General features: G+C 69.1%; 25 protein-coding genes and 1 tRNA gene. 12 read left to right on the forward strand and 14 right to left on the reverse strand.

What is annotated here, in order from left to right:
* The first annotated feature begins 164 nt into the window (after positions 1-164).
* From SACCYDRAFT_RS19510 to SACCYDRAFT_RS19520, 3 genes are all read left to right on the forward strand, one after another.
* Positions 165-237: transfer RNA gene (locus SACCYDRAFT_RS19510), tRNA-Arg, on the forward strand.
* A gap of 554 nt (positions 238-791) precedes the next feature.
* Entirely contained in the window at positions 792-1,043 is a 252-nt protein-coding gene (locus SACCYDRAFT_RS19515; protein ID WP_157606536.1) for a hypothetical protein, read from the forward strand.
* Positions 1,044-1,367: 324 nt separating this feature from the next.
* Complete coding sequence (locus SACCYDRAFT_RS19520; RefSeq protein ID WP_198284942.1) at positions 1,368-1,685, forward strand: hypothetical protein; 318 nt, start codon at positions 1,368-1,370, stop codon at positions 1,683-1,685.
* A gap of 176 nt (positions 1,686-1,861) precedes the next feature.
* Here the strand turns inward: SACCYDRAFT_RS19520 and SACCYDRAFT_RS19525 are convergent, their stop codons facing one another.
* On the reverse strand, positions 1,862-2,509 hold the full coding sequence (locus SACCYDRAFT_RS19525) for a TetR family transcriptional regulator (RefSeq protein WP_052309137.1): 648 nt from the start codon (positions 2,507-2,509) through the stop codon (positions 1,862-1,864).
* A gap of 88 nt (positions 2,510-2,597) precedes the next feature.
* Between SACCYDRAFT_RS19525 and SACCYDRAFT_RS19530 the strand changes: the two genes are divergently transcribed.
* A complete protein-coding gene (locus SACCYDRAFT_RS19530; protein ID WP_157606537.1) occupies positions 2,598-3,809 on the forward strand; it encodes an FAD-dependent oxidoreductase in 1,212 nt (403 codons plus the stop codon).
* A gap of 7 nt (positions 3,810-3,816) precedes the next feature.
* Here SACCYDRAFT_RS19530 and SACCYDRAFT_RS19535 read toward each other — a convergent pair whose 3' ends face one another.
* Positions 3,817-4,293, reverse strand: a complete 477-nt coding sequence (locus tag SACCYDRAFT_RS19535) for a hypothetical protein (protein WP_005458804.1) — start codon at positions 4,291-4,293, stop codon at positions 3,817-3,819.
* Between the two features lie 67 nt (positions 4,294-4,360).
* On the opposite strand from SACCYDRAFT_RS19535, the gene SACCYDRAFT_RS19540 reads away from it, so the two are divergent.
* Complete coding sequence (locus tag SACCYDRAFT_RS19540; protein WP_043536695.1) at positions 4,361-5,026, forward strand: TetR/AcrR family transcriptional regulator C-terminal domain-containing protein; 666 nt, start codon at positions 4,361-4,363, stop codon at positions 5,024-5,026.
* Positions 5,027-5,047: 21 nt separating this feature from the next.
* Here the strand turns inward: SACCYDRAFT_RS19540 and SACCYDRAFT_RS19545 are convergent, their stop codons facing one another.
* Complete coding sequence (locus SACCYDRAFT_RS19545; RefSeq protein WP_157606538.1) at positions 5,048-5,479, reverse strand: hypothetical protein; 432 nt, start codon at positions 5,477-5,479, stop codon at positions 5,048-5,050.
* A gap of 348 nt (positions 5,480-5,827) precedes the next feature.
* Between SACCYDRAFT_RS19545 and SACCYDRAFT_RS19550 the strand changes: the two genes are divergently transcribed.
* Entirely contained in the window at positions 5,828-6,175 is a 348-nt protein-coding gene (locus SACCYDRAFT_RS19550) for an ArsR/SmtB family transcription factor (protein ID WP_232283706.1), read from the forward strand.
* Entirely contained in the window at positions 6,175-6,651 is a 477-nt protein-coding gene (locus tag SACCYDRAFT_RS19555; protein WP_005458809.1) for an SRPBCC family protein, read from the forward strand. The genes SACCYDRAFT_RS19550 and SACCYDRAFT_RS19555 overlap by 1 nt, the downstream gene beginning before the upstream one ends.
* A 79-nt stretch (positions 6,652-6,730) precedes the next feature.
* On the opposite strand, the gene SACCYDRAFT_RS19560 is transcribed toward SACCYDRAFT_RS19555, so the two are convergent.
* From SACCYDRAFT_RS19560 to SACCYDRAFT_RS19570, 3 genes are all read right to left on the reverse strand, one after another.
* Positions 6,731-7,471 carry a D-Ala-D-Ala carboxypeptidase family metallohydrolase gene (locus SACCYDRAFT_RS19560; RefSeq protein WP_005458810.1) on the reverse strand — a complete coding sequence of 247 codons (741 nt, stop codon included), beginning with the start codon at positions 7,469-7,471 and terminating at the stop codon, positions 6,731-6,733.
* 248 nt (positions 7,472-7,719) lie between these two features.
* The gene (locus SACCYDRAFT_RS27000) at positions 7,720-7,968 is read right to left on the reverse strand and encodes a hypothetical protein (RefSeq protein ID WP_005458811.1); all 249 of its coding nucleotides are present in this window, start codon (positions 7,966-7,968) and stop codon (positions 7,720-7,722) included.
* 484 nt (positions 7,969-8,452) lie between these two features.
* The gene (locus tag SACCYDRAFT_RS19570) at positions 8,453-8,815 is read right to left on the reverse strand and encodes a carboxymuconolactone decarboxylase family protein (protein ID WP_005458813.1); all 363 of its coding nucleotides are present in this window, start codon (positions 8,813-8,815) and stop codon (positions 8,453-8,455) included.
* 114 nt (positions 8,816-8,929) lie between these two features.
* Between SACCYDRAFT_RS19570 and SACCYDRAFT_RS19575 the strand changes: the two genes are divergently transcribed.
* On the forward strand, positions 8,930-9,823 hold the full coding sequence (locus SACCYDRAFT_RS19575; RefSeq protein ID WP_005458815.1) for an LLM class flavin-dependent oxidoreductase: 894 nt from the start codon (positions 8,930-8,932) through the stop codon (positions 9,821-9,823).
* Positions 9,824-10,040: 217 nt separating this feature from the next.
* Here SACCYDRAFT_RS19575 and SACCYDRAFT_RS19580 read toward each other — a convergent pair whose 3' ends face one another.
* From SACCYDRAFT_RS19580 to SACCYDRAFT_RS19600, 5 genes are all read right to left on the reverse strand, one after another.
* Positions 10,041-10,907 (reverse strand): transglycosylase SLT domain-containing protein, encoded by an 867-nt coding sequence (locus SACCYDRAFT_RS19580; RefSeq protein WP_005458817.1) that lies wholly within the window; start codon positions 10,905-10,907, stop codon positions 10,041-10,043.
* 533 nt (positions 10,908-11,440) lie between these two features.
* Entirely contained in the window at positions 11,441-12,604 is a 1,164-nt protein-coding gene (locus tag SACCYDRAFT_RS19585; protein WP_005458819.1) for an MFS transporter, read from the reverse strand.
* A 111-nt stretch (positions 12,605-12,715) separates the two neighbouring features.
* Positions 12,716-13,180, reverse strand: coding sequence for a CoA-binding protein (locus SACCYDRAFT_RS19590; RefSeq protein ID WP_005458821.1), 465 nt, complete (start codon positions 13,178-13,180; stop codon positions 12,716-12,718).
* A 46-nt stretch (positions 13,181-13,226) separates the two neighbouring features.
* Positions 13,227-14,870, reverse strand: coding sequence for a thiamine pyrophosphate-binding protein (locus SACCYDRAFT_RS19595; RefSeq protein ID WP_005458823.1), 1,644 nt, complete (start codon positions 14,868-14,870; stop codon positions 13,227-13,229).
* A 21-nt stretch (positions 14,871-14,891) separates the two neighbouring features.
* Positions 14,892-15,893 carry a glutathione S-transferase family protein gene (locus tag SACCYDRAFT_RS19600; RefSeq protein ID WP_005458824.1) on the reverse strand — a complete coding sequence of 334 codons (1,002 nt, stop codon included), beginning with the start codon at positions 15,891-15,893 and terminating at the stop codon, positions 14,892-14,894.
* Between the two features lie 77 nt (positions 15,894-15,970).
* Here SACCYDRAFT_RS19600 and SACCYDRAFT_RS19605 point away from each other — a divergent pair, with 77 nt between their 5' ends.
* Positions 15,971-17,338: a WS/DGAT/MGAT family O-acyltransferase gene (locus SACCYDRAFT_RS19605; protein ID WP_005458826.1), complete on the forward strand. Its 1,368-nt coding sequence runs from the start codon at positions 15,971-15,973 to the stop codon at positions 17,336-17,338.
* A gap of 142 nt (positions 17,339-17,480) precedes the next feature.
* Here the strand turns inward: SACCYDRAFT_RS19605 and SACCYDRAFT_RS19610 are convergent, their stop codons facing one another.
* The gene (locus SACCYDRAFT_RS19610; RefSeq protein ID WP_005458828.1) at positions 17,481-18,887 is read right to left on the reverse strand and encodes an amidase; all 1,407 of its coding nucleotides are present in this window, start codon (positions 18,885-18,887) and stop codon (positions 17,481-17,483) included.
* Between the two features lie 38 nt (positions 18,888-18,925).
* The gene (locus SACCYDRAFT_RS19615; protein ID WP_052309139.1) at positions 18,926-19,843 is read right to left on the reverse strand and encodes a D-2-hydroxyacid dehydrogenase; all 918 of its coding nucleotides are present in this window, start codon (positions 19,841-19,843) and stop codon (positions 18,926-18,928) included.
* 154 nt (positions 19,844-19,997) lie between these two features.
* Between SACCYDRAFT_RS19615 and SACCYDRAFT_RS19620 the strand changes: the two genes are divergently transcribed.
* The 3 genes from SACCYDRAFT_RS19620 to SACCYDRAFT_RS19630 are packed head-to-tail and all read left to right on the forward strand — an operon-like array spanning position 19,998 to position 22,244.
* Positions 19,998-20,747 carry a maleate cis-trans isomerase family protein gene (locus SACCYDRAFT_RS19620; RefSeq protein WP_005458836.1) on the forward strand — a complete coding sequence of 250 codons (750 nt, stop codon included), beginning with the start codon at positions 19,998-20,000 and terminating at the stop codon, positions 20,745-20,747.
* A gap of 43 nt (positions 20,748-20,790) precedes the next feature.
* Positions 20,791-21,540: a maleate cis-trans isomerase family protein gene (locus tag SACCYDRAFT_RS19625; RefSeq protein WP_005458838.1), complete on the forward strand. Its 750-nt coding sequence runs from the start codon at positions 20,791-20,793 to the stop codon at positions 21,538-21,540.
* 2 nt (positions 21,541-21,542) lie between these two features.
* On the forward strand, positions 21,543-22,244 hold the full coding sequence (locus SACCYDRAFT_RS19630; protein WP_005458841.1) for a GntR family transcriptional regulator: 702 nt from the start codon (positions 21,543-21,545) through the stop codon (positions 22,242-22,244).
* Here SACCYDRAFT_RS19630 and SACCYDRAFT_RS19635 read toward each other — a convergent pair.
* A complete protein-coding gene (locus SACCYDRAFT_RS19635; RefSeq protein ID WP_005458842.1) occupies positions 22,219-22,761 on the reverse strand; it encodes a GNAT family N-acetyltransferase in 543 nt (180 codons plus the stop codon). The genes SACCYDRAFT_RS19630 and SACCYDRAFT_RS19635 overlap by 26 nt on opposite strands.
* Positions 22,762-22,766 lie beyond the last annotated feature (5 nt).

Consider the following 22,766-nt stretch of genomic DNA (forward strand, 5'->3'; position numbering starts at 1 on the left):
TGCGCATGAATGCAAGGATGGCGCGACGCGTCCAAGCGACGCCTCCCGCCGCCGTCGGAGCTTCCCTGCGCCCAGCGCGACAAAACCCGGGATCGCGGAAAGCAACCCACCGGAACGGGCCCTACGGGGTATGCGCTAAGCTTCACTCGTCGCACACGCGATGGGCCCTCGTAGCTCAGTGGATAGAGCACTGCCCTCCGGAGGCAGGTGTCGCAGGTTCGAATCCTGCCGAGGGCGCCCCACGCGCAGCACAATAAACGGGCCTCGACCAGCGGAAACGCCAGTCGGGGCCCGATCTCGTCTTACCCGACCGAACCCGGTGACACCCGATCGAGTCCGGTCGTCCGTGGACAACGACGGCAACGTCAGCATCGCGCGAACCGTTGTTTCCACAGGTCGCCAGTTCGCACGAGCCCAACCGCTCCCAACCCCTACCGAAGCGGGTCTCGCGAGTTCGGATCCCGCCGACGGTGCCGCCGAGAGCGTTCCAACCCCAGTCGAGATCGTTCGCGGGGCACATTCGGGTCGCACACCGCCCGGTCCATGCGAACGGCGACCTCGCCCAGACGGTTCGGGAACAGGCGCCCGTGGAGATCGAGCGCCATCGTCGCGGTCTCCCTCCCCCGCGACATCGCCGCTGCCGTCTGCGGTGCCCGGATCACCCGACGGTAGCGGCGGAACCGGACGACAGGGCAGGCCACGGGTTGACGTTCTCGCAGGTCAGCCATACCGGCCGGTTTGGCCTCCGTATGGCCTTGGCCCACTGCGTCCCGGTTCCCACCATCCATCCCATGATCGCCTACCAGCAGCTCCAGGACGTGAATCCGGATGCGTTCGCAGCGGTGGCCGACGACTGGCTCACCGTGGCCAAGGAGGCCGGGCCCACTGCGGACGACATCTACGGGAGCGACACCGGTGACATCGAGGACAACCGGACGGAACTCGATCGACCGTGCCGGGAAGTTCCGACCGTCCCGAGTCCGTCGGCCAACATCCACAACACGCATTCCCTTGATCGGCATGCGGTGACCGACGATCGATGACGCCGGTTGTCACCCAATCCTGACCGCACAGAAACACACCGAACTCGTGACATGATCTCCGACCACCCGAACCGGCCTGACCGCCACCCCGAGACTGACGTCAGCGGTGTTCGTTTGTGCGTTCAGCGTTGTACAACGTCGTGAGCACGGTCGGCCACCGGTCAGCTTAGCAACGGGTGCTCTTGGCGCGATTCTCCATCGTTGTCCCCAGTACCACGGCGAAGACGTCCAAGTGCAGGAGAACCTGTGATCCGCCACCAACGACCATCGACCCGAAACGAATGGCGTCCGGTTTCCGGCCAGATAAACGACTTCCTCGTCTCGGTGGTCGCCGTGCTCCTCGCGCCGCGACTGGGCAACCGGTGCGACATCGAGGACCTCGCGGCGTTCAGCGACGAGGTCGCCGCCGGGCACCGGAGCGAGCGGCGACCGGTCAACGAGTTCGTCGTGGAGGAGATCCTCCGCCACATCTACGGATTTCCGCAGCTCTTCCAGACGGTTCCCGTACCTCCCACAGCCGTCACGTGGGCGGGCGCGGCGATCGTGCGGCACCTGAACAACACGGACACCAGCATCGCCGCCGACATCGATCGGGTCCTCGACACGGCCGTGGACCTCCACAAACGCCGCCCCCGGCATTGACGAGCGATTGTCGGGACTCGTGGGTGAGTCGAGGTTCGAACCGCTTCGCGCCGTTCGACGAAGTGGCCTTTCCCGAAGCGGACGCCGGAGCGGACGAAGACGACGAGAGGGATCCCGGAGCAGGCGCTGAAGACCAACTCCTGCGCTGGTCACAAGCACGGTCAGAGACCTTGGGACTACTTCGGGTCGTGCCCCTTGGTCGCCGCTCGGCTTGCGGGGGCACCGTGTCGTGTGGGTGCGGCGGTGACCTCCTCGACCAGTGTGGTGACCGTGTGCCGGATGCGTGCGTGCAGCTCGGCCTCGGGAGTGGCGGTGAGCACGAGGTGGTGCAGTACGCCGACAAGTGCGAGCGCCAGCACCGCCGGCTGTGCCGTACTGGCGACCCGCCCGAGCCGCTGCTCGTCGGCGAGGTAGCGCGCGGCGGCGGTCTCGATCGCGCCGAGGCCAGCCGTCCGGTCGCCGAGTACGGCCTGAACACGCCCTGTCAGTTCCGGTCGCGAGACGAGCAACCTGGCAAGGGTCAGAAGGGTCTGCGGCGGCGTCGCCAGCACGGCGTCGCACAGGTTCTCCGCCACGCTTCCGGTCCCGGCCCGTTCCGGCAGGTTCGCGGCCTCTGCGGAAACCAGGAAGGACCGATCGACGGCGTACGCCGTCAGGAAGTCGTCGAGGTCGGCGAAGTGCGCGTGGAGCAGTCCGGTCGCGACGCCGGCTTCCGCGGTGACAGCGCGTCCGCTGAGCCTGCCAGGGCCGTCCCGCGTGATCACGCGTTCCACGGCGGAGAACAGCTGTTGCCTGAGCTCGGGGATGGCGACGCCTCTGGGCACGTCCGGATTGTAGCTGACTTGCCATGCGTTTGAACATGTGTTCATACTGGTTTGAACACATGACCAAACAAAGCGGAGGAGCAAAACCGTGGTGAATGGGGCGGGCCGTACTGCGCGGGCAGGCCGAGTGATCGTCGTGGGCGCCGGGATCGCAGGCCTGGCGACGGCGCTGCGATGCCACCAGGCTGGCTGGAACGTGCTCGTTGTCGAGCGCGCGCCGGGAAGGCGCAGCAGCGGTTACCTGGTGAACCTGCTGGGATACGGCTATGACGCCGCGGACCGGCTGGGTGTGCTCCCCGAACTGACAGGCCGGGACATCGGCGCGTTCACCTCGGTCCTCGTCAAGGCCGACGGCCGGCCGAAGTTCGCTGTTCCAGCCGAACTCGCTCAGTCCGCACTCGGGTCTCGGGCGATCACGGTGTTCCGCGGCGATCTGGAATCCGCCCTGTTCGAGGCTGTACGCGACATCGTCCCCATCCGCTTCGGCACCACCGTGCACACCGTCACACAGAGCGCCGATGAGGTCGAGGTCGTACTCAGTGACGGCACCTCCGAGCGCGCCGACCTTCTCGTCGGCGCCGATGGCGTGCACTCCGGTGTCCGCGAGCTCGTGTTCGGCCCGGAGACCGACTTCCGCGTGGACTTCCGGCACCTTGTCGCGGCGTTCCCCCTGGAGCGGGTTCCGCAGGACGTGCCGGAGGGGGCCGGTACCACCTACATCGGCCCTGGACGTACGGCGGCGGTGATCAACTTGGGGCCGGGGCGGTCATCGGCCTTCTTCACCTACCGCGACGCGGACCCGGAAGCCGAGCTGACGAAAGGACCGGGGCGAGCCCTCACCACGGCTTTCGGAGATCTGGGCGGAGGCGTTCCCGCCGTTCTCCGCCAGCTCGCCGCCGACCCGGCCGACGCCTATTTCGATTCGGTCAGCCAGATCACGATGGACTCGTGGAGCCGGGGTCGAGTGGTGCTGGTCGGCGACGCGGCCTGGTGCGTCACGCTGTTCGCCGGTTACGGTGCAGCCCTCGCGCTCACCGGGGCCGACCAGCTCGGCGCCGCCCTCGAAGCGCACGGCCGTGACGTCCCCTCGGCGTTGACGCACTGGGAGAAGCCGCTGCGCACCGAGGTCCGCAAACGACAGGCACTGGCCCGTAAGGGAATGAGTCAGTACGCACCGCCCTCCACGGCTCACGTCTTGGCGCGCGAACTGATGATCCGCGCTATCCGGTTGCCCCCGCTGCGCAAGCTGGTCCAGCGGTCCGTCCAACGCGCGAACGCCCGCACCACCGACCGACCGTGACAGGTGGTCAACCGGCGCCCCCGGCCTCACCCTTCGACACGACCCGGAAGACGGGGTAACCCGAAGCCACCCGCTCGAACTCCGCCAGCGGCGCGTTCTTGCCGACCGGCAGGTGCGCCCTGGCGTTGGGCGCCCGGTGCAGATATGCCTTGAGGACCGGAGCCCGTCGCTCGGGTCCCACCTCTTCCAGCCGCACCCGCTCACGACGGCCGTGGCGGAGGACGACCTCACCCCGCGCGGCTCGCACGTTGCGCACCCAGTTCGCACCGCCGCCGAGCATCGAGACGAGATAGCGCTCGCCACCGACAACGGTCATGACCAGCGGCAGCATGACGATCCTGCCCGAACTCCGCCCTGCCACCTCCAACGTGACGAGGCGGTTCGGGGCCACTCCCCTGGCGTACAGCGCCGCGGTGGCTCGGTCGAGCAGGCGGGCGAGCCGATTCGGGTGCCCGCCGCGATAGAACCACGTCTTCAAACCCATCGCCCACTCCTCTACAACGTACATGTACACCGTACAGGGCCCCTTTACGCTGTACAATCGCGCAGCGATGGCACACGAAGCAGTCGACACGGAAAGGCCCCCTCTCACTCCTCGGACAGTGGTCGGCGCGGCACTCTCACTCGCCGAATCCGCCGGTCTGGAATCGGTCACGATCCGGCGACTGGCCAAGGAGTTGGGCGTGACGCCCATGGCGCTCTACTGGCACTTCCGCAACAAGGACGAGCTGCTGGACGGTATGGTCGGCGAACTCTACTCACAGATGGAGCCCACTGCGGACTCTTCAGCGCCCTGGCCTCGACAGCTCCGGGACCTCCTCGGCTCGGTCATCGACGTTCTGCGCAGGTACCCGTCGGCCGCGCCCTTGTTCGCCACCCGCAGCCCGGCGTCCGAAAGCAGCCTGCGGATCACCGAGGCACTGCTCGACATCCTGAGGCGCGGCGGGTTCTCACCGAGGGACGCAACACAGATCGCGAGGCACGCACTGAGCACTCTCGCCCATCTCGTCGAAGCGGTCCCCCGGCCGGACAACCCCGAGCTGACGGAGACCCGACGCCGGATGCGGCTCTTTCTGGAGTCGCTGGAACCCGACCGGTTCCCCCGTCTTGCCGAGGCGGCGAACCCGTTGAGCGAGTGCGAGGACCCCGAACGCCACATCCGGTTCGGCCTCGACCTCCTCGTCGGAGGTGTCGAAGCGATGGCCCGCAACAGATGAGACCGGACTCCCGGGAGAACGTCACTTCCTCGGCAGGCCGCACGCCGCTTCACCGTGGGTGGTGGCGGTGAGGTAGCGGTTCGACTCCGGACGGAACATCGACACCAGCGCGGCGACCACCGCGCCGAGGTGCACGACACGACTCACCGCGAACAGCCAGTCAGCGGCGGCGAAGGCCGCGAGGGTTTCGCCGAGGTCGTTGCCGTCCAGTAGCCATCGGACCGGATCGATCAGCAGAGACGCCCCGCCGAGCATCCCCAACAGCAGTGTCAACGCCCAGCGAGCCCAGTTCCGCCCTCCGAGCAGCCGGACGACGAGGCAACCGGCCACGACGAAGACGACGAGCCGCACACCCGCACCCGTGACAAGCTCGCCGAACGGAACCGGCCGCTCTCCGAGCAGTCCGACGATCGCCAGCACCGTCTCGAACACACCAGCCGCGATGGCGACCACCCACAGGATCGCAGCGGTCCGAACAGGACGCGGCGCACGACTGGACTCCGCGGTCGTGACCGCGGTGACGTTGTGAGGAGACATCGAGACCCTTTCGACGGGAGCGCTGGTGTCACCGTTCACTCTCGTCCGCAGGTCCCTGCTCGCACACGCCTGCGTACCACCGCATCCACCGTGGGGACCGCCCCACCCCACGGTGAGTGCGCTCAACAATTCCCGCCACACGGGCTCGGCTGGTTTCCGCACCGTGCCGTCAGTACGGAAGGCAGGGCACCCGGTGGAGGCGCGACCGAATCAGGGAAGCCCGGAATGGTTGCTTTCAACTTACCGTTAGTTCATACTTACCAAGTGTCCGTTCCTCCCGAAGTCGTACTGGACGCGCTGGGCGATGCGACCCGGCGCGCGATCGTGGAGCGCTTGTCCGCAGGCCCCCTGCCTGTCCGGGTGCTCGCCGACCAGCTGCCCGTCTCACGGCCGGCGGTCTCCCAGCACTTGCGGGTACTCAAGGAAGCCGAGTTGGTGATCGTCCGGGTGGAAGGAACCCGGCACCTGTACGAGCTGAATCCGTCGGGCGCCGATGCCGTGCGGGACTACCTCGACCGTTTCTGGGACACCACGTTGTCTCGGTTCGCCGCGCTGGCCAGAGCCGAGGCAGCACATCACGACGCCTCCGCCGACAATCACGAGGAGACTTGATGACAAGCGAACAGACCACCGAGGTTCAGGTTCACCGCACGGTCACGGTGCCGTTGAGCCCGGCGAAGGCCTTCGACCTGTTCACTGCCCGGATGAGCGAGTTCTGGCCCACGGAGCACTCGATAGGCACCTCGCCGATCGCCGAGGTCGTTGTCGAGCCCGAAGTCGAGGGGCGTTGGTACGAACGCGGAACCGATGGCGTCGAGTGCCCGTGGGGCCGGGTCGCGGTGTGGGAACCGCCCGAGCGGGTCGTGCTGTTGTGGCAGATCGGCGCCGACTTCCGCTACGACCCGCGACTGGAGACGGAGGTCGAGGTGACCTTCACCGCGGAGTCCGCCAGCCGGACAGTGGTGGAACTCCGGCATCGCCACCTCGAACGTTACGGCGACCAGGCCGACAGGATGTACGCGGTGTTCGACTCCCCTGGTGGCTGGACCGGCACGCTGGACCGCTTCGTCGAGGCCGCCACCCGATGACCGCCGTGCCGCCCTCCGGCGGCGGCGCCGTGTGGTCGTCGGCCCGCCCTCGCGACCGGCGACCACACGGCGTCAGCAGTCAGCAGTTAGGGGCGCTCCAGAACCGGCTCGCCTTGTTACCCACGTGCACGTGGTCGTTGTGGCCCGGATAGCCCGGCCCGAGGATCTCCTCGAAACCGGCCGACTTCGAGCCGTGGAACATCTGGCACTGCGTCGGCGAGCTGCTCAGCCCGAGGTCGGCCGCCTGCCCGTACATGTGCAGGCTGGTGGACGACCCACCCACCGACGAGTTGCACGACACGCTGCGGAAGCCGGAGGTCACCACCAGCGGGCGGTCACCGAGCTTGTGTCGCAGCGCTTCGAGCTGCCACATGATGCGGCGCATGTTCTCCCTGGCCGTGGCCGCCGTGACCTTCCCGCCGTTGTAGTTACGGGCGCCGCAGTTGTAGTTGAACTCGGAGTGGCTGAAGTGGATCGGCGTGCAGTCGGCGTCCTGCAACTGGTAGATCTTGTTGAAGGTGTTGGTACCGGCCACGCCGTCCGCGCTCAGTCCGTATCCACTTTGGAATCGCTTGACCGCCGCCTCGGTGGCGGGGCCGTAGCTGCCGTCGATGGCGAGGTTCTCTCCCGAAGCGACCCAGCCGGCCACCCGGATCTGCAGTTCCCTCACGTCACTGCCGCTCATACCGCGTTTGAGCACGCGGCTCCACGTGTAGCACTCGTCGGCCGACGCGGTGGCGGGCGCCAGCACGCCCGTCACGACGGTGCCACTGAGTACGAGTGCCAGAACGGCGAGCACATATCCGATCCGTCTACGCATTGCGCCTCCGCAAGATGAGTGCGTCGTGCAGGGTTCGTCGCACGGTCCGCATCGTGCGGTGACGATCTCGCGGAGTCAATGCGGATTTCGAAAACTTCCGTCCAACAGCTCAGTACCGGACCGGCGGTTGCGGGGACGTCACACCTGCCGCCACCAGGGACTTCACCTTCGCGCAGCCGTAGAGCAGGTACCCGGCCGAACAGCACCGCGGCGAGGAAGTGCACCAGATACGCCAGCGGAGGGCCTACTCAGGTGATCGGGTGCCACCACATCACCGCCGCCTGGCCGCGCCCGACGGCGATCCAGTCGACCAGCACCACGAGCGGCGTCGGCAGGTGCTCGAACAGCGACCCGGTCTCACTGAGGTCACCGCCCATCAACGTCAGGAACGTGCCCGGCACGAGCAGCAGCAACACGGCGGTGGCCCCGCGCAGCCACGGCGAGTTCGGCTCGTGTCGCCGTCCTCCCGTGAACGCCGGGTACAGCAGTAGCCCCATGTAGACGATCGCGGTGAACAGGCTCGCCTGCCGACTCAGCCCGGCATCACCGCGTCGAATCCCACGTCGCCGACGATGGCGAAGAAACCGGTGCAGGCGAACACCACGACGAGCAGACGCCCGGAGGCTGACCCCGACGAGAACACCGACCGGAACCCGTCGCGGCTGCTGGGGGTCGCTGCCAGTGGGGTGAGTACCCGTGCGGGGGGCGGTGCCGACTGCGGCGAAGAGGGAAGAGGCGGGATCTGCCACTGCGGCACCTGCCCCGGTGGTCCCGGCGGCGATTGTCACAGCGGCACCTGCGGTGGCGGCATCCGCTGTGGAGACACGTGTCCCGGCGCGCCTCTGTACGGATGGGACTGGTTCGTCCTCGCTCCCCCGGAATCACGGCTCGGACGGCGAACCAGCCTGGCCGGGGAGGCGGACACTCGCGTGCCACTTCGTGTGATCCGCGGTCAGGACGCGAGCCCGCCCCTGCCCTGTCTCAACGGGAGTCCCGCTGCTCCTTCTCCTCGTAGTACTCCAGGAACGCCGCGTACGCCCGCGCGCCGTACACGGTGGCGGGCCCCCCGTTCATCAGGAACGTCACACCGATCGCCTCCGCGGCCTCCTGCGGCTGGGCACCGTGGTGCACGGCGGCCTGGGCGTGCGCGGCGACGCAGCCGTCGCACTGCTCGCTCACCGCGATGGCCAGCGCGATGAGCTCCTTCGTCCGGGTGTCGAGTGCGCCCGCTTCCATTGCCGCGCCGTGCAACCGTGCGTATCCCTCATACGCGCCGGGGATCGCGCTCCGCAGTGCGCGCGTGGGTTCCCGCAGGCCGTGCCGTACCTCTCTGCCGTAGGTCATGCCGCCTCCTCGCTCACGAAACGGGGTGCCCGGTGGATGCCCGTCCGGTTCGAGAACGACACCACGGCGGTGTGACGGGATACACTTCATCTCTCAACTACCAGGGGGCTGCACATGGGCGGCTACGGACACGACCCGCGGTTCGGCACGTTCCTCACGCCGAAGGCGGCGCAACCGGAACAGGTGGTGCACCTCGCCCAGCTCAGTGAGCAGGCAGGGCTCGACCTCGTCACGTTCCAGGACCACCCGTACCAACCCGCGTTCCTGGACACCTGGACGCTGCTGTCGTTCGTCGCCGCCCGCACCGAGCGCGTGCTGCTCGCACCCAACGTCGCGAACCTGCCGCTGCGACCTCCCGCGGTCCTCGCCAGGGCCGCGGCAAGCCTCGACCTCCTCAGCGGCGGCCGGGTCGAACTCGGTCTCGGTGCAGGCGGGTTCTGGGACGCCATCGAGGCCATGGGAGGCCGGCGGCTGACACCGGGCGAGGCCGTGGCCGCACTCGCGGAGGCGATCGAGATCATCCGGGACCTCTGGGACACCTCCCAGCGCGGTGGTGTGCGCCACGACGGTGAGCGCTACCAGGTCGTGGGCGCGAAACGCGGGCCCGCACCCGCGCACGACGTCCCGATCGTTCTCGGCGCCTACAAGCCCCGGATGCTGCGCCTGGTCGGACGCGCGGCCGACGGCTGGCTGCCTTCGCTTCCCTACCTCCCCGGCCCGGAAGCCCTCGCCGGTATGAACGAGATCATCGATGCCGCCGCGGTCGAGGCGGGCCGGAAGCCGACCGAGATCCGGCGCTGGTTGAACATCACTCCGCAGGACCTCGACCCACGGGTGTTGACCGACATCGTGTTGAAGTACGGCGTGTCCACGTTCGTCCTCGCCACCGACGACCCGGACACGGTCGCCGAGTTCGGCGACCGGATCGCTCCGGCCGTGAAGGAGCTCGTCGCGGCCGAGCGCGACGAACCCGGTGCGGCTCCCGGCACCTCCGTTCCTCCCGTGTGACGCGCCGGTGCTGGACCACCTGGAGGCCGGTGCTCACCGACGCTCTGCCGCCGCGCTCCGCCCCCGGAGGGAAGAAACCGCTGGGACCGCTTTCCCCAACGCATCCGGGGCAGCGTTGAGGGAACCGTCCACTCCGTACGAAACGGAACACGCCACACCCGGCCGATGACTCACCGGCCGGGTGTGGCGTGTGTTACAGGAAACGTCCGCTGTCGGATCAGTAGCCGCGGTAGCCGCCACCCGCGGCCATCTGGGCCAGGCCGGGGTGCTCGGCGAAGCTGCCGTAGCGGCTCAACGTGTACCGGGTGCCGGCGATGATGTTGGACACCGGGTCGTAGATGTCGTCGTAGCCGGGCAGCTTGTGGGCGTTGAACGTCGAGTCGATGGTCTGCATCAGACCCTTGGACGGAGTACCGCGCTTGGCGTTGATGTCCCACAGGTTGATGGCCCGGGGGTCACCGCTGGACTCCTTCTCGATGACGGTCCGGATGCTGGGGATGTCCGCTTCGGACACGGGGATGCCGTTGGCCTGCATCACGTCGATCGCCGTCCGGATCCAGCCGTCGAGCTCGTCGACCGGCTCGACCGGTGCCGGAGGCTGGGCACCGCCGCCCTGGGCGTTCGCTGCGGGCTCGGCCTGCTGCGGGGCTGGCTCCGGCTGCGCCGCGGGCTCGGGGGCGGCCTCCTGCTTCTCTGCGACGGCAGGCTCGTCGTGCGCGGCGGGGTCACCGCTCCTCGGGGCGGGAGCGCCACCGCCGACGGGACCGGCGGCGTCGTTCTTGTTCTCCGCGTTCTCCGCCTTGTCACCGCCGTCGGCGTTCTTGCCCGGCTGGGCGTTGCTCTGCTGGACGACGGCAGCGGTGTCAGCCGCCACAACCTTCGTTGCTTCCTCGTCCGTGCCCGCCATCACAGCGGGGCTCGCCACTCCGGTGACGAACAGAGCGAGCACACCGACCGAGGCGTAGCCGCGGGCGACGTCCCGCATGGACCGGCCGAGCGACATCGCAGGCGCGGAGATGTTCCGGGTCGGGGCCTGAAGCGCGATCATCTTCTTCACGCGCTCGAACATCTTGTGGTCTGCCACGAGCGTGGATCTCCTTCTCGCTGAGGTACCGCCGGTACTGTTCGGGGGCTTCGACCGACGGCTGCTTCGCGCGACCCCTCGGGGGAAAGGTTCGGTCAACGCGAAGACCTGTGCGAGATTACGAAACGGAAACACCAAAAATCACTAACGGGTGGCCAGGAACACAGATCGACTGCGTTTGGCCCGCGCCAGTGCGGTTTACCCAACCAGGTTTCGTCGCTCTGACCAGCGAAAATGTCTGAACATGACGTCGTTCACTCTCGATCGGGAATTATGATCTCCACAGCGGCACGGGTCACGTACCCACCATCTCGTTCGCGTAGCGAAATAGCTGACTGCCCGTATCCAATTGCAGTCGTTGCAGTGGGATCCGACACTGATTCCCGACCAAAAGGAAGCACAGCGTCGCCATTCAGCAGATCAAATTCAACAGCAGGAATCGGAAAGGTTGCTCCGCGTGACCAGCCTCACCCTTCACCGGGGCGCGGTGGGGTCCGCCGCCCACGGGTGTGGTGGCAGCGGGGCAGGGTCACTCACCGCGCACGTTCTCTCGCCGTCATGGTCCACAGTGGCCGATTACGGCGCGGCGGGCCGGGACGGCGCAGCCCGTACGGCAGGAACAGCGCGATCGCCACCGACAACACGACCACCGCATCGGCCTGTCCCAGCGCCCACGCGGCGTAGACCAGCATGCACGCCAGCTCTGTGCCCAGCCCGACGAACGACGTGACGGTGGCGCGTTCACCGCCACGAATGCGTTCCTGCACCCAGGTGTTGGCCACCACGAGCACGGCCCGGTAGGTGGCGTAGAACACCGCCACGCCCACGAGTCCACCCGTCTGCCCCACCAGCACTGCGACGGCGAACACACCGACGGCCGCGCCGAAGAGCGACGCCAGGGTGCTCGGGCGAACGTGTGTGAGCCGCCCCGCCCACACGGAACCGAGCGCTCCGGCGATCGGGATGCCCACCACCGCCGCGGGGATCCACTGCGTGGGCACACCCCAGTCACGGGCCAGGAGACCGAAGTACTCCTCCATCGCATCCAGCGACGTCAGCAGCGCCACCGCCGTTACGGCCCCGCGCAGCACCGGGTTGGTCAGCGCCTCGACGGCTCCGGCCCGGAGCACGCCGACGTAGCTGTCCGGCTGCCCGACCTCCTCGGGACTGTCCGGCTGCGCCCTCGGCGGCTCCGGAAGGCACGCGGCCGATACGGCCGCCGCCGCGCAGACACCGACACTCACCCAGCCGACCAGTGAGAAGCCACCGGCGGCGAACAACGTGGTGGCAGCCACGGCGGCGGGCACGTTGGCGGCGAGCTGGATGGCGTCGAGCTGCCCGTAGAACCGGCCGAACTTCTCGGCAGCGCCCACCGCCGACAGCCCGTCGTACAGCAGCGCCTCCATCGCCCCGGACACCAGAGCCCCACCGACTCCCCACAGCACGAAGCCGAGAGCGAACGAGGTGAACCCCGGCCAAGCGGTCCACAACACGTAGGCAGAAGCCTGGGCGAGCCCACCCAGCGCCATCGAACCCCGGCGGGAGAAGCGGTCGGCCAGCGCGCCGCTGGGCACCTCGGCGAGGATGCCTGTCACCGACCAGGCGACGAACAACCACGAGATCTCGGCGTCCGACAGTCCGACGTCGGCGAACAACAGCGCGTACAGCGGATAGAACGGAACGGATTCCGAAAGCAACGCCCACAGGCGCAGCCGGCGAACGAGTACGCGTTCGGGTCCGGTCGGACGTCGCGGTCGCGTCAGTCAACATCGGGTGCGCATGACCGCGATGCTACTACGAGACCTTCGTCACCGAGAGCCCTTTTCTCCGCCTTCTCCGGCGCTCTTCACGATCCCGAGCCGGGCGCGGACCACGGCCATGCACTCGTCCTCGACGTAGAGCATCCCCGCGTCCTCCGCCAGTGCCCGTGCCTCGGCCGACGCGATGCCCAGTTGCAGCCACACCGCCCGCGCACCGACCCGCACGGCGTCCCGTGTCACCGCAGCGGCCTCGGGTGAAGGCCGGAACACGTTGACGACCTCGATCGGCCTGCCCGCCTCCGCCGCCTCGCCGAGGTTGCGGAACACGGTCTCGGTGAGCAGCACGCTCCCCGGCTCGGCGACCGGGTTCACCGGGATGACCCGAAAGCCCGCGTCACGCATCGCGGCAGGCACCGAGTGCGCCTCCTTCGCGGGGTCGCGGCTGAGTCCCACCACGGCGATGGTGTCGAACTCGCGCAGGATCCGTTCGGCCGGTGGTCGGCTGGTCGTCATGGTGTCGTCCCTTCCCGAGTGCCCCGCTGTACTACCACGTGTTCTGCTACCGATACCAGCGGGACGACGTGTTCAGCGGCGGGCGCAGCTCCGCGCTCACCACGAGCACGTTCGGCTCGTCCGAGCGCGTGAACTCGCGCAGCAGCCGCCGGAACGCCCTCCCGAAGCCGTCGACGCGATCGGCGTAGACGCCGAACGACTTGGCGAGCCCCACGAAGTCCGGCGTCACGAGGTCGACGCCGTGGTGTTCGAACCCCGCGTGAGCCTGGTCGTAGCGCAACATGCCGTAACCACCGTCGTCGACGATCACCACGGTGACGGGCAGCTTCTCCTGGATGGCTGTCGCCAACTCCGCGCATCCGGGCAGGAATCCGCCGTCACCCGTCACGCACACGGCCCGCACCGCACCCGCGGCGGCGACGCCCAACGCCGCGGGGAAACCGAAACCCACGGTGCCCCAGCCCGTCGGCAGGGCGAGCTGCCTCGGCCCCGACACCCGGTGGAAGCCACCGATCCAGTACCCCGCCACACACATGTCCGACACGAGGACGGAGCCCTCGGGCAGCGTCTCCTTGAGCGCGGACAGGAACTCGGCGGCGTGCGGCTCCTCCTTGCGCACCCGTCTGCGCACCCGCACCTCGATCTCGTCGAGCCTGCGCGTCAGCTCGTCGAGACCGGGCTTCGGGGAGATGCCCAGCGACAACTCCTCCACGACCTCCCGCGCGTCACCGAGCAGCAGCAAATCCGGTGGGTAGTTCTTCGCCGCGTCCTCGGCGTCGATGTTCACCGCGATGAGGCCCGGCGGCTGCGGCATGCGCCCGTTCTGCGTCATCGTGCCGTCGAAGTCGGTGCCCACCGCGAGCACGACGTCGGCCTCGTCCCATAACGCACCCACCTCGGGCGCGTGCACCGGGTTGGACGCCAGGCACGGGTGATCGGGCGGCACGATGCCGCGCGCGGCGAACGTGGTGATGATGGGTGCGGCGAGCCGCTCGGCGAGGCCGCCGATCGCCTCACCCGCCCCCGAGCGCAGGGCACCTCCGCCCACCCAGATCAGCGGACGCCGGGCCTCCACCAGCGCCTCCCGCGCGCGCTCCACGTCCTCGCTCGCCACCGACGGCGGTCCGGGCACGACCGGGCCTGCGGGCTCCGGCTGCTCCATGACCGGCTCACCGAGGAAGTCCGCCGGAATACCGACGTACACGGGACCGCTCTGCGGCCGCATCGCGATCTCGGCCGCCCGGCGCACCACGGCGGCGATCTCGGTCGGCTGCTCCACCGTGAAGGCCGCCTTCGTCAGCGGCTCGAAGAGCCTCTCCTGGCAGTCGATCTCCTGCGCCGAGCCACGTCCGGTGCCTGCTGCTCGCGGGGTGGAAGGCACGTCCGTGGCGATCACCAGCACGGGCGAGGCCGACGCCCTCGCCTCCCCGACCGCGCGCAACGTGTTGACCGCGCCCGGGCCCGTCGTCACGAGGGCGACGCCGAGCGAGCCCACCGCCCTGGAGTAGCCGTCGGCTGCGTGGGCCGCTGCCTGTTCGTGCCGCACACCGACGAGCCGGATACCTCCGAGTTCGCTGTCGGCCAGCGCGTCCCAGATCGGCAGGCTGTGCGCACCGGGGAGCCCGAAGGCGGCGTCGACTCCGAGCTCGGTCAGAGTCCTCACGAGACTGCGCGCACCGTTCACCGCCACGCGGCGAGGATACGATCTTCGTCACCACTGGGCGGGCAGGGTCTCCTCGCGCGGAGGCGGCCCGGGTGGAGTGCCGTCGCCGAAGGGACGTCCGCCGAGCGCCTCGCGGCCGTGGGGCGTGGCCCACAACGACAGGTCGGGGCCCTTCGGCACGATCCGCGTCGGGTTGATCCCCTCGTGCACCTGGTAGTAGTGCCGCTTGATGTGGTCGAAGTCGACCGTGTCACCGAACCCGGGAGTCTGGAACAGGTCCCGCGCGTACGCCCACAGCACGGGCAGCTCCGTGAGCTTGTCGCGGTTGCACTTGAAGTGACCGTGGTAGACGGCGTCGAACCGGACGAGCGTGGTGAACAGCCGGACGTCCGCCTCCGTGATCGTGTCACCCACCAGGTAGCGCTGCGTCTCCAGCCGCTCCGACAGCGCGTCGAGGCGTGCGAACAGGCGGTCGTAGGCGTCGTCGTACGCCTCCTGCTTCGTGGCGAACCCCGCCTCGTAGACGGCCGCGTTGACGTCGGCGTAGACGGCGGCGTTCACCTCGTCGATCTCGTCCCGCAGTGCCTCGGGGTAGAGGTCGGGAGCGCCGGGCCGGTGGTGGGCGGTCCACTCCGTCGACAGATCGAGCGTGATCTGCGGATAGTCGTTGGTCACCACCTTCCCACTGGGTATGTCCACGATCGCGGGCACGCTGATGCCACCCGAGTAGTCCGGGTCGGCCTTGGCGTAGGCCTCGCCGAGGAAACGGATACCGAGCACGGGGTCGCGGCCGTCCGGATCGAGGGTGAAGCGCCAGCTGCGTTCGTCCTGGATCGGGTCGGCCACGGCGACCGACAGCGCGTGCTCCAGTCCGAGGAGCCGTCGCACGACGAGTGCCCGGCTGGCCCACGGGCACGCGCGGCTGACGACGAGGCGGTAGCGGCCGGGTTCGACGGGCCACCCGTCACGGCCGTCGGCGGTGATACGGGAGGCGAAGTGATTGGGAGCGCGGTGGAACTGCCCGGTCTCCGGGTCCGTCTCGATGCTCATGGCGCCGACGCTAGTACTCCGGTGAACCGTAGACTCACCGGCACGGCGTGCTGGGACGGCGATGAGGTGGGGCGCTGATGAGGTTGATGCCGGTCACCGACTCCATGTTCCTCGCGCTCGAAACGCGGGAGCACCCCATGCACGTCGGTGGCCTCGCGTTGTTCACCCCTCCTGCCGACGCGGACCGCGACCACCTGCGAACACTGCGGGAGGACCTGCTCACGAACTCCAGTGTCCGCGACGTGTTCCGGCTCCGGCCCGCGACCCCACTGAGCACCCGCGGGTACCTGTCGTGGGTCGAGGACACCGAACTGGACCTCGACTACCACTTCCGGCACTCGGCGTTGCCGCGTCCCGGGCGCATCCGCGAACTGCTCGAAGTGACGTCGCGATGGCACAGCACGCCGCTCGACCGGCACCGGCCGCTGTGGGAGATCCACCTCGTGGAGGGTCTCGCCGACGGCCGCTTCGCCCTCTACAGCAAGGTGCACCACGCGCTCCTGGACGGAGTGTCGGCACTGCGCCATCTCCAGAGCTTTCTCACCGACGACCCGACCGCGCGTGACTGTCCGCCTCCCTGGGGCTCCCGCGACGTGCGGGGCGACCGCGAGCGCCCGGGCCTGCGCCCACGCACGATGCTGCGGGCCGGCCGTCGCGCGGTGAGCGAGTTGGCCGGCATGGCGCCGCTCGCCGCCCGCGTGGCAGGCGAGGCGTTCCGGGAACACCGGCTCACCCTGCCCCTGCAGGCGCCGAGGACGATGTTCAACGTTCCGGTGGGCGGTGCTCGCCGGTTCGCCGCGCAGTCGTGGGAGCTGGAACGACTCGGAGCCGTGGCCTCGGCGGCGGGCGTGTCCCGTAACGACGTGATGCTCGCGATGTGCTCGGCCGCGTTGCGGAGCTACCTGCTCGATCACGACGCCCTGCCGGACGCACCGCTGGTGGCGATGGTTCCGGTGTCCCTGCGCCCGCACGCGGGGGGCGAGACGTCGGGCAACCGCATCGGTGCGCTGTTGTGCGACCTCGGCACCCACCTGGCGGATCCGGCCGACCGGCTCGCGGTGATCCGGCGATCGATGGCGGACGGCAAGCGGTTGTTCAGCGACCTGTCGCCGCTGCAGGCGTTGCTGCTGTCGGCGTTGAACGTCGCGCCGTTCGCCGCCGCACCGTTGCCCGGGTTCGTCACCCACACCCGCCCGGCGTTCAACGTCGTGATCTCGAACGTGCCGGGTCCACGCACTCGGCTGTACTGGAACGGCGCCCGCCTCGACGGCCTCTACCCGGCTTCGGTGCTGCTCGACGGGCTGGCCCTGAACATCACGACGACCACGAGCGGCGACACACTCGACGTCGGCATCACGGGCTGTCGCCGCCGCGTACCGCACCTCCAACGTCTCCTCACCCACCTGGAGGACGGCCTGGCGGCCCTGGAACGCGCGGTGCTGTAACCACCAACACCGTGTCCGCAGGTTACGTACGCGTGTCCGCACTTCTCGCACGCGTGTTTGCACTTCCTGTACACACCGCCGTACGGAAACTGCGAACACCCGTACACAGGCTGCGGACACGGTGGTTCGGTGGAGCGCCGGGTCAGTCCCGGGAACCCGCTGGGCGATCGGTCGGCCACGGGCTGATCTCCTCGACCAGCTTGGCCACGGCCAGCACCAGGTCGTCGGAGTGGCGGGGCCCGACGATCTGCAGTCCCACGGGCAGCCCCTTCGAGGTGAACCCCGCGGGCACGGTGATGGCGGGCTGCTGCGTCATGTTGAACGGGTAGGTGAACCGCGTCCACTCCGGCCAGCTCCCGTAGTCGCCGCCGGGTGGCACGTCGTGTCCCACCTCGAACGGCGCGATCGGCATGGTGGGCGTGAGCAGCACGTCGTAGGCCGTGTGGAACTCTCCCATGTGGATGCCCAACGCGATTCGCTCGGCGTTGGCCTCCAGGTAGTCGCTCGCGGAGTAGGTCCGGCCGCGCTCCCACACCTCACGCAGGCCGGGATCGACCTTCTCCTCGGATCCCGGTGGGAACGAGTCGAGCCATTTGGCGGCCCCCGTGGACCACAACACCCCGAACGCGGCGGCCGGGTCGCTGAAGCCCGGATCGGCGTCCTCGACCGTCAACCCGGCTTCGCTCAGTTTCGCCACCAGCGCCACGACGATCTGCGCGATCTCCGGATCGACGTCGACGTAGCCGAGGTCGGCCGAGTAGGCCACGCGCAGCCCCCGCACGTCACGGCGAACCGCCTCACGGTAGGTGCCGGGCGGCGGCGGCAGCGACGACGGGTCGCGGTGGTCGGACGTGGTGAGCACGTCGAGGAGCAGCGCCACGTCGTCCACAGAGCGAGCGATCGGACCCGCGTGCGAGAGCGGGCCGAACGGACCCGCCGGGTACAGGGGGATGCGACCTCCCGTGGGCTTGAACCCGACCACGCCGCAGAACGACGCGGGAATGCGTACCGACCCACCGCCGTCCGTGCCGACGGACAGCTCCCCCATCCCGGTGGCCACCGCCACCGCGCTGCCACCGCTCGACCCGCCGGGGGTCAGCGCCGGGTTCCACGGGTTACGTGTGATGCCGTCGAGCGGGCTGTCCGTCACGGCCTTCCAGCCCAGCTCCGGCGTGGTGGTCTTGCCGAGCAGCACGAGACCGTTCTCCCGCATCCGGGCGGTGACGGGGCTGTCGACCTCCCACGCCTGGTCCTGGTCGATACACAGCGATCCGCGCAGCGTCGGCCAGCCCTGGGTGAGGAACATGTCCTTGACCGATGCGGGAACGCCGTCGAGCCACCCGATCGGGTTTCCCTCGCGCCACCGCTCCTCGGAACCGCGGGCCGCGTCGAGCGCCACCTCGGGGTCGACGAGTGTGAACGCCCGGTAGTCGGAGTCGCGCTCGACGATCACGTCGAGCGCGGCCCGCGTGGCCTCGACGGGCGACAGCTCACCGGACGAGTACGCGGCGACGAGTTCGCTCGCGGTCAGCATGGGTGTGCTCGACATGACTCTCCTCGTGCTCGTCGACGACGGCCGCTCGCGCGTCAGGGCGTCGAGGGTACATAGCCCAGACGCTTGTCCACGACATTGCGCAGGGGTCTACCACCGCACCACCGGGCGAAGTTGTCGGCGAAGACCTCCACGAGCGCGTTGCGCCAGCCCACGAAGTCACCGGACATGTGCGCGGAGACCAGGACGTTCTCCATCGCCCACAACGGACTCTCGGGCGGTAGTGGCTCCTGCTCGAACACGTCGAGAGCCGCGCCGGAGAGGTGTCCGCCGCGCAGGGCCGACACCAGGTCCTCGGTGACCACCAGCTCGCCCCGGCCGACGTTGACGAACCGGGCGCCCGGCCGCATCGCCGCGAAGGCGCGCGCGTCGAACATGCCCCTGGTCTGCTCGGTCAGGGGGGCCACGGCGACCACGACGTCGAAGTCGGGCAGGTGCCGGGTGAGGTCCTCCGACGCCACGACCCGCCCGAAGTCGGGATCACCGTCCCTGGCACGGCGACCGGCTCCGGTGACGCGCATACCCACGGCACCCAGCAGGCGCGCGATCGCTCTGCCGATCGGGCCCGTTCCCACGACGAGGGCGGAGGTGCCCGCGACGCGCTCGGTCTCGCGGTGCCGCCACGCGCGTTGCTGCTGCAGGCGCAGCGAACCGGCGAAGTCCTTGGCGAAGGCGATCACCACGCCGAGGACGTACTCCGCGATCGCCGAGTCGAACACCCCACGGGAGTTGGTGAGCACGACGTCGCTGTCACGCAGCTCGGGGAACATCACCGGGTCGACGCCCGCGCTGGCGATGTGCAGCCACCTCAGCCGGTCGGCGGCGTGCCACGCGCCGGGGACGGCCCGCGACAGGAAGTCGTAGACGAACAGCGCGTCGGCACCGCGAAGGGCGTCGGGGAGTTCGTCCGCGCGGGCGTAACGAACTGTCGCCGCTCGTTCGATGGGTTCCATGTCCGGGGGACGCCGGTCGCCGCACAAAACGGCGAGAACCGGACTTTCCGTGCCGCTCACGTTGACACGGTATGAGGCAGTCGTATGATTGTCAACAATCCGAGGAGTCCCCCCGGAGGTCCCTTCATGCACAAAAGCCGTCGGAGGTCGACCCTTGGATTTCGCAGCACTCGACATCCCTTCGTTCGACGGCCCGCTCGCGCAGCGCGGCATCGGCGTGATCGCACCCTTCGACCTCGCCCTCGAACGCGAACTGTGGCGCTGGGTGCCCATGGAGGTGTCACTGCATCTCGCGCGGACTCCGTACGAGCCCGTTCCCGTCAGCATGGAGATGGCCCACCTGGTCAGCAACTCGGTTCACCTCGCCGCCGCCACACGTGACGTCCTCCACGTGGAGCCGGAGGTCGTGGCCTATCTGTGCACGTCGGGCAGCTTCGTCAACGGGGTCTGCGCCGAGGAGTCGCTGCGCAAGGTCATCTGCGACGCGGGCGCGCCCGAGGCCGTCACCACCTCGGGAGCGCTCGCCGAGGTGCTGCGACGGCTCGACCTGCGCCGGATCTCCGTGCTCACGCCCTACGACGCCGACCTGACCGAACGGCTGCACGAGTTCCTCGGCGAACTGGGGGTCGACACCGTGACCAGCGACCATCTCGGTCTCGGCGGCGGCATCTGGAAGGTCAGCTACCGCACGATCGCCGAACGCATCCTCGCCGCCGACCACACCGAGGCTCAGGCGATCTTCGTCAGCTGCACGAACCTCCCCACCTACGACGTCATCGAGCCGCTCGAGAAGGCGCTCGGCAAGCCGGTGCTCACGGCCAACCAGCTCACGATGTGGGACTGCCTGCGGCGCATGGAGCTGCCGATCGTGGGACCGGGCCAGTGGTTGCGCGAAGTGTCCTGATTTTTGAGTAGGATTGTCAACAATCTGCCGTAGGAGGTGCCCGTTGTCGCCCACCCAGCAGGACAGCACGGCCGTCTCGGTCGGGTTCATCTATCCGGACCACGCCGCCGAGGACGACTACCCGTACGCCGAGAAGCTCCTCGGCGGCACGGCGCGACTGCCGGTCGAGCACATCTACGGCATCGACCTCCACGCGGTTCCCGAACTGCTCGACCTCGGCAGCCCGGCCCGGCTCGCGGAAGGAGCCGCCCAACTCGCCGCGCACGAGCCCGCAGCGGTGGTGTGGGCGTGCACGAGCGGTAGTTTCGTCTACGGCTGGGACGGTGCGCACACGCAGGTCGAGCAGCTCTCCGCCGCGGCGGGCGGGCTGCCCGCCTCCAGCACCTCGTTCGCGTTCGTCCGGGCCGCCAGGGCTCTCGGTGTGCGCACGGTGGCCGTCGCCGCCAGCTACCCGGACGACGTGGCCGAGCTGTTCGTCGAGTTCCTCCGCCGTGGCGGTGTGGACGTCGTGGGCATGTCGAGTGCCGATATCGTCACTGCGGCCGAGGTCGGTCGGCTCTCCCCCGACGCCGTGGTGGAGCTGATCGCCGGCCGCGACCGGCCGGACGCCGACGCGCTGCTCGTACCCGACACGGCCATGCGCACACTCGCGCTGGTCGACCTCCTCGAACAGCGTCTCGGCAAACCCGTCCTGACCGCCAACCAGGTGACCGTGTGGGAGGGTCTGCGTCTCGTCGGTGACATCCCCACCGTGCCCGGACTGGGCACCCTGTTCCGAAGGAAAGGCACGTAGCCATGCTGGCCGACATCGAACCCGTCAACCGGGAGTCGACCGCGTCGATCATCGCCCGTCAGCTCCGGGACGCGATCATGACCGGCACCCTGCCACCGGGTACCCAGCTCGGCGAGGCGGAGCTGGCCTCCCGGTTCGAGGTGTCACGCGGCCCGCTGCGTGAGGCCATGCAGCGGTTGGTTTCCGAAGGGCTGCTGCGCAGCGAACCGCATCGCGGCCTGTTCGTGATCGACCTCGAACCCGACGACGTGCACGACATCTACTGGGCCCGCTCGGCCGTCGAGAGGGCGGCGGCCCAACGTGTCGTGCGCGGGCCCGACCGCGACCGCGTCGCCGACGTCCTCTCGGACGCGGTCGCCGCGATGGCCGAGGCCGACGAGCAGGACGACCCCACCGCGCTCAGCGAGGCCGATCTCGCCTTCCACGAGGCGCTCATCGGGGCGGCGGGAAGCAGGCGGCTCGCGCGCATGGCCAGCACGCTGCTCATCGAGACCCGGATGTGTCTGTCCGCGCTGCAGAGCACGTACCGGCGCAACTCCCAGGGCGTCGACGAGCGGATCGCCGAGCACAACCGCATCATCGAGGCCCTGCGTGACGGCGACGAGGAACTCCTGCTCGCGCTGCTGGAAGCGCACATGGAGGACGCCGTGCAACGCCTGGCGCCGGAGAAGAGCCTGGTCACGGGTGCCACCCCGGAGCCGTGACGGCGGACGAGCGACGCAGGTCGCGGCGCATGGCGGCCCTTGGCCACCGATCAAGGCCACGTGCGGCCTCGTCCGCCCGGATCGCGCGCAGTTCGGGTCCCACTTCGGCGTCGGTCAGGTAGCGGAATCCGCAGCGCTGGTAGTAGGGGCCGTTCCACGGCACCTCGGTGAAGGTCGTCAGCGTCAGGGCTTCGACGTGCCGTCGGCGGGCCCACTGGGCGAGGTGTTCGACGAGTGCCCGGCCCAGGCGTCGCCTCGCGTGTGTGGGGCAGACCGAAACCTGCTCGATGTGCGCGGCACCGTCGACCATCGAGGCAAGCAGGTAGGCGGCCGGAACGTCGTCGTCGTCGACGTGGACCCACGCCCGGCCCGAGCGCTGGAACGCACGGAGAACGTCCAGGCCCGGTGGCTCGTCCTCGGCCACTGCCGACATGCCGAGGTCGGCGAACGGCGCTCCCGCCGCGCGCTCGATCTCCTGGCAGATCGTCAGGTCACCTTCTCGTGCTGCGCGTATCACGATCC

This window comes from Saccharomonospora cyanea NA-134 (assembly GCF_000244975.1).
Lineage (GTDB): Bacteria > Actinomycetota > Actinomycetes > Mycobacteriales > Pseudonocardiaceae > Saccharomonospora > Saccharomonospora cyanea.